Source organism: Bacillus cereus group sp. BfR-BA-01382 (assembly GCF_022663475.1).
Taxonomy (GTDB): Bacteria; Bacillota; Bacilli; order Bacillales; family Bacillaceae_G; genus Bacillus_A; species Bacillus_A thuringiensis_S.
In genome coordinates, this window is sequence record NZ_JAKUFQ010000176.1 from 1 (window position 1) to 5,426 (window position 5,426).

Here is a 5,426-nt window from a genome sequence, read left to right on the forward strand (position 1 = left end):
AATATAGTCAATAAATATCATATAATATTGACTATAGTTAAAGAAACGGAGATGATAAAAATGGCAAGAGCTTTACTAATTGCAGAAAAACCGAGTTTAATGAGAGAAATCCAAAGTGCTTACCACACTTTTGGTCATAAAGATACTATCGAGTTTAAATCCTTCGCAGGACATACAATGGGATTGATTAATCCTGATAAGTATAAAGAAGAATGGGCAAAATGGGATTTAGCTACCCTTCCATTGGTTCCTGACAAATTCCTTTATGAACCAACCAAGGATAAGTTAGATATGTATAAAGACATTAAAAAAGCCATCAAAAATGGAAATTACGACTATATTATCAATGGATGTGACCCAGGAAGAGAAGGTCAGCATATTTTCTTTAGTTTCTATGATTCTATCGGCTGTAACTTACCTGTTAAAAGAATTTGGCATAGCGATTTAACAGAAAAAGAACTTAAACGAGCTCTTGATAATCTACGAGATGAAAATGAACCCGCTTTAAGCAATATGACAAAAGCAAGTAAATTACGAGCATATTTCGATTGGTTAATTGGAATGAACTTTACAAGAGCTTTTTCAATTGTAGGTGGTAAAAAGATGAATTTGGGACGAGTTATGACTCCTGCCCTAAAAGTTTTAGTTGATAGAGAACTTGAAATTAAGAATTTTGTCCCGAAAAATTTTTGGGAAATAGAAGCTGATTTTGGGAAATACAAAGGCGTTCACTTCAATGAAGATGGGGATACACAATTTTGGAAGCAAGAAGATGCACAAAAGATTATTGATTCTTTAAGTACGGATAGCACAGTTAAAATTGTTAATCAGGAAAAAGACGTAAAATACGCTCCTCAGTTACATTCTTTATCAGCCTTACAAAACGAAGCAAACTCAGTATATGGATACACAATGCAAGAAACTTTAAACATCACACAAACATTGTATGAAAAAAAATTCGTAAGTTATCCTCGTACAGATAGCTCCCATTTAACAAAAGCTATCAGTAACGATTTCGCTATTATGCTTAGACCTTTACAAAACATCCCTGAGTTAGCAGATAAAACAAAGGCGATTATTAATGATTCTAAAATTCTTTCAGATATAGCAAATAATAAAAAATATGTTGATGATAAAAAAGTAAGCGACCATTATGCCATCGTGCCGACAGGATTATCACCTGATTTTGGTCGATTAACAGATAAAGAAATTAATGTATATATGTTAATTGCAAAAAGATTTTTAAGTATCTTCTTACCTCCTATGGTGAGCCAAAAAACAAGTGTTGTTACCGAAAATAACGGACATTTATTTAAAACATCAGGAAGTGTATTGGAGTCAATCGGATTTATGGCCTTATATAATTACAAAGCTCAAGACAACATGCTTCCACCACTAAAAAAAGGCGAAATGGTTTCCTTGAAGAAAGCGGAATTAATTACAAAACAAACAAGTAAGCCTGGCAGATACACAGATAGAACACTGAACATCGCAATGGAAAATGCAGGACGATTCATAGATGACGATGAACTAAAAGAAGTTTTAAAAGAAGCAAAAGGTATTGGAACGCCCGCTACAAGAGGTGGTATTGTTGAAAAATTAGTTTCACTAAATATGATTGAGCGTAAGAAAAAATCCTTCTTTGCAACTGAGTATGGAATCGGAATTATCCAATCCTTAAATGGTCACGATATTACGTCTCCAGAACTAACAGCGAAATGGGAACAAAAACTCTCAGAAATTGAAGCAAATCAGTTCGACCCGAATGTCTTTTATAAAGAAATGATTGCTTACATACAAAAGGAAGTTGAGGATTTGAAGAAGTTAAAAGTATTTGTATCCTCAAGCAAGGACTCCCTTGGCTCTTGTCCAAAATGCGGAAAACATGTAATTGAAGGTAAAAAATATTATCTATGCGAAGCATACAAAAACGGATGTGACTTTTTATTCGGAAAAACATTCTTAGAAGCAAAAATCACGAAAGCTGAAATTAAAAAAATCTTAAGTGGAAAGTCTTCTAAAGAATTAGACTTTACAAAGAGTGGAAAGACATGGAAAGCAAAACTTTCCGTAAATAAAGACAAAGGTTCCATTGATATGATTTTTAATTCCGATACTAAAAAATCAAAAGGTACCAATTCTTCAGCATCTAAAAGTGAAGTGATTTGTAAGTGCCCTAAATGCGGTGGTGGCATTAAAGAAACAAGCAAATACTTCCTATGCGAAAATTACAAAGACCCTTGCACTGTACTAATTGGTAAAGAGTATTTTGGAGCAAAAATCACAAAAAAAGAGGCGATAGACTTACTTAATGGTAAGGAGACGGGTGAAAAGACCATGACTTGGAGCTCAGGAAAAACAAGTAGCGCTAAATTAAAATATACCAATAAATTACAAACTGTTTCTACCAAATAGTTAATAGAAACACTAATTCATAGACTACAAAGTGTATTAACACATCTTGTAGTCTATTTTTTTTATAAATATTTCTCTCCTTGTATATGATATAGCACATATTTTTTTAGGAGGGGATTTTTATGAAAAAAGAAAAAGTTTTACTTGGTCTACTTGGGGCAACTGTGGTTGTTGGAATCGGGACAAGCATCTGGTTTGCAGTAGCAAATCCATTCGCTACTGAGGATAAGACAGTAAAAGAAAAAGTTATAAAACAAAAAGAGGAAAAAAAGATTGATAAGCATTTAGAGAAATATACACCACTCAAAAAAGAAGAAATCTCAAAAATGACAATTGATGAGAAAAAAGACATGATGGGTGGCGACGGTGCCAATTATGAAAGTAACTTGATGAAGATTGGTCAAGGTCAAGGAAAAGAAGAATATCCTGAAGACAAAGCAAAAGCGTTTGAAAAAGAGTTGATTCAATTAGCCTCTTCCGCAAGTTATGACAAAATACTTAACAAAGTAAAAGATGAAGTGAAAAATTATCAATTCACAACAGGTACGAATACAAAAATTGCGTCCATTTACTACGATGCATCTATCATGATGTCTACACTGACAGCACCAGATTTCCAAAAAGGGAAAATCGCAAAAAACATGCGTCATCCTGAAATGATGGTTATTGGTACTATTATGCTACCCGAAAAAGAAAGACGTGCTATTATTCATGATTTCGAAAGCTTATCACCTATTATAAATGGAGAGGTAAAAATCTTAAATCATGAGGTTTTACGTGGCGAAAGTGATGACCCTATGTTAAAAACCATTCAAAATACAATGGTTGGTGCGGAACGAGTTCACAAAATAGAATTTCAGATAGAAAAGAAAAATAACTTAATTGCATATGTTATCGAATACAATAACGCAACTTTAGAATATTACGGTATGTATGCTCCTAAAGATAAAACGTACCACTATAAAACAATTCAATTCTTTAAAGAAATGGATAAGGATTTTGATAAGCACCAATCCTTGAAAACGGATGGTGATAAATAATGAGCAACAAAATAGCAGAACTAAAAAACAACCCTACATTAAAGCAATTAGGTGAAAATATCAACGGGATTATGATAGGCTTATTTGCTTTTCAATGTAGCATGTTCATTACCATTCTATTGTTTAAGAAAAGCTTCTTTTTTATTCATCTGGGAATTGTATTGTTAATTATTTTAGGTTTTTCGTTTTTAAAAGACTTTACAGATGAAAAGAAAAAATCATTTGCACTCAAGATTATGAAAATCTCTTTAGTAATTGGTGCATTGTCTATATTTGACCACTTTATTGTATCTGGATTAAACAATATAGAAGACCCCAAATTATACAGTAGTATGACAAAGGTTATTTATCTTGTTGATTTTGCAATTATTATCAGTTCTATTGCTATTTTTAGAAATGAAGAATTCCAAAATAAAATGATTGCATTCACAGAGACATCTATTTGGAATGCGTTAGCAGGTGAAGAAAAAGAAGAAATCAAACAAGGGGATGCAGTCCTGGGTCAAAACATAGATACACAAAACCCTGTAATTCTACCTTTAAAAGATAGATATCTTCACATGTTAGTTTTGGGACCAACAGGTTCTGGTAAAACATCTCAAACAATTATTCCAATGATTCATAGAGATATGCAAAATCCTGAATTAGGTGTTACTGTAATTGAGCCTAAAGGGGATTTAGCTGAAAAAATCTTTGCAATGGCTCGTTATTATAATAGAGAGGTTCAATACTTTAATCCAATTCTACCTGATTGTCCGTATTTCAATCCTTTATTTGGAGATGAATCAGATGTAATTGAGAATATGGCCACAACATTTAAAATGTTAAACCCTGATTCTCCTCAATTCTTCTTAGATATGAACGAAAACTTAATTCGTAATGCTTTGAAAGTGTTAAAACGTTTATATGGAGATGATGCTACGTTAATTGATTTATCAACCTTGTTACATAATACAGGTGGTGGCGGTAAGAAAATGGTGCAGGATTTTTCTAAATTGCCTTCCGAAAGCGATTCAATGGCAAAAGAAAACAACGATATCGCATTATGGTTCTTAAACGATTATTTCACTGGTGCAACAGGAGATAAAGGGGCAACAAAAACATACGAACATTGTTCTGGTGTTCGCTCTCAGGTAGCAAAACTTGTTTCTAATAAATATTTAAGACGAGTTCTGAATCCTCCTAAAGGTCGTGGTTCAGATGTAGACTTTGATAAATCACTTGCAGAAGGTACGATTATTACAATCGCTACCGCTCAAGGTAAACTACGTGATTTAGGTAAATACTTAGGTTACTTTATTATCCTACAATTACAGTCTGCTGTATTTAGAAGACCAGGGAATGAGAATACAAGACGAGGAAACATGCTTTATATAGATGAATTCCAAACGTATTCAAATCCTGGATTTGCTGATATGTTAACACAAGGTCGTTCTTATCGTGTAGCATCGCATTTAGCAACACAAAACCGTGCCTTAATCGGTATGGGTAGTGGTAAAGATGGAAAAGACTTTATTGAACTTGTTTCTACCAATGCTCGTAATACAATTATTTACCCTGGTGGTAATGCTCAAGATGCTGATTACTATTCAAAACAATTCGGAGAAATTATTGAGAAAACAATGCAGAAAGGATACTCTCAAGAAAAGTTCAGTATATTAGGTGGTTTAGGACGAAGACCAGTAAATGAAAGTTTTAGAGAGGCTGAAGAAACAAAAGCCAGATATTCTCCAACCGATATTATTTATCGTGAATTCGGGCAAATTACATATTGTTTAATTAAAAACAATAGTATACAAGCTCCAGGTGTTAGTAAAATCGAGTATATTCCTAAAGAATTAAATGATTTACTTGATAGAATGGTAGCCGAATATAACGAAGAACAAGATAAGAAATATCACAAAGAATTTGGTGGCTCTCAAAAACCTACAGAAGAGAAAAAAGTGGAATTAGTAAAAGAAAAATTAAATG

The 5,426-nt window shown here is 33.0% G+C and carries 3 protein-coding genes; all 3 read left to right on the plus strand.

What is annotated here, in order from left to right; all coding sequences use genetic code 11:
• Nucleotides 1-60: 60 nt before the first annotated feature.
• Nucleotides 61-2,415 carry a type IA DNA topoisomerase gene (locus MR160_RS32520; RefSeq protein WP_242299103.1) on the plus strand — a complete coding sequence of 785 codons (2,355 nt, stop codon included), beginning with the start codon at nt 61-63 and terminating at the stop codon, nt 2,413-2,415.
• A gap of 122 nt (nt 2,416-2,537) precedes the next feature.
• Nucleotides 2,538-3,455: a hypothetical protein gene (locus MR160_RS32525; protein WP_242299104.1), complete on the plus strand. Its 918-nt coding sequence runs from the start codon at nt 2,538-2,540 to the stop codon at nt 3,453-3,455.
• Nucleotides 3,455-5,426: type IV secretory system conjugative DNA transfer family protein (locus MR160_RS32530; RefSeq protein WP_242299105.1), on the plus strand; the 1,972-nt coding region annotated here is incomplete at its 3' end. The genes MR160_RS32525 and MR160_RS32530, both read left to right, overlap by 1 nt.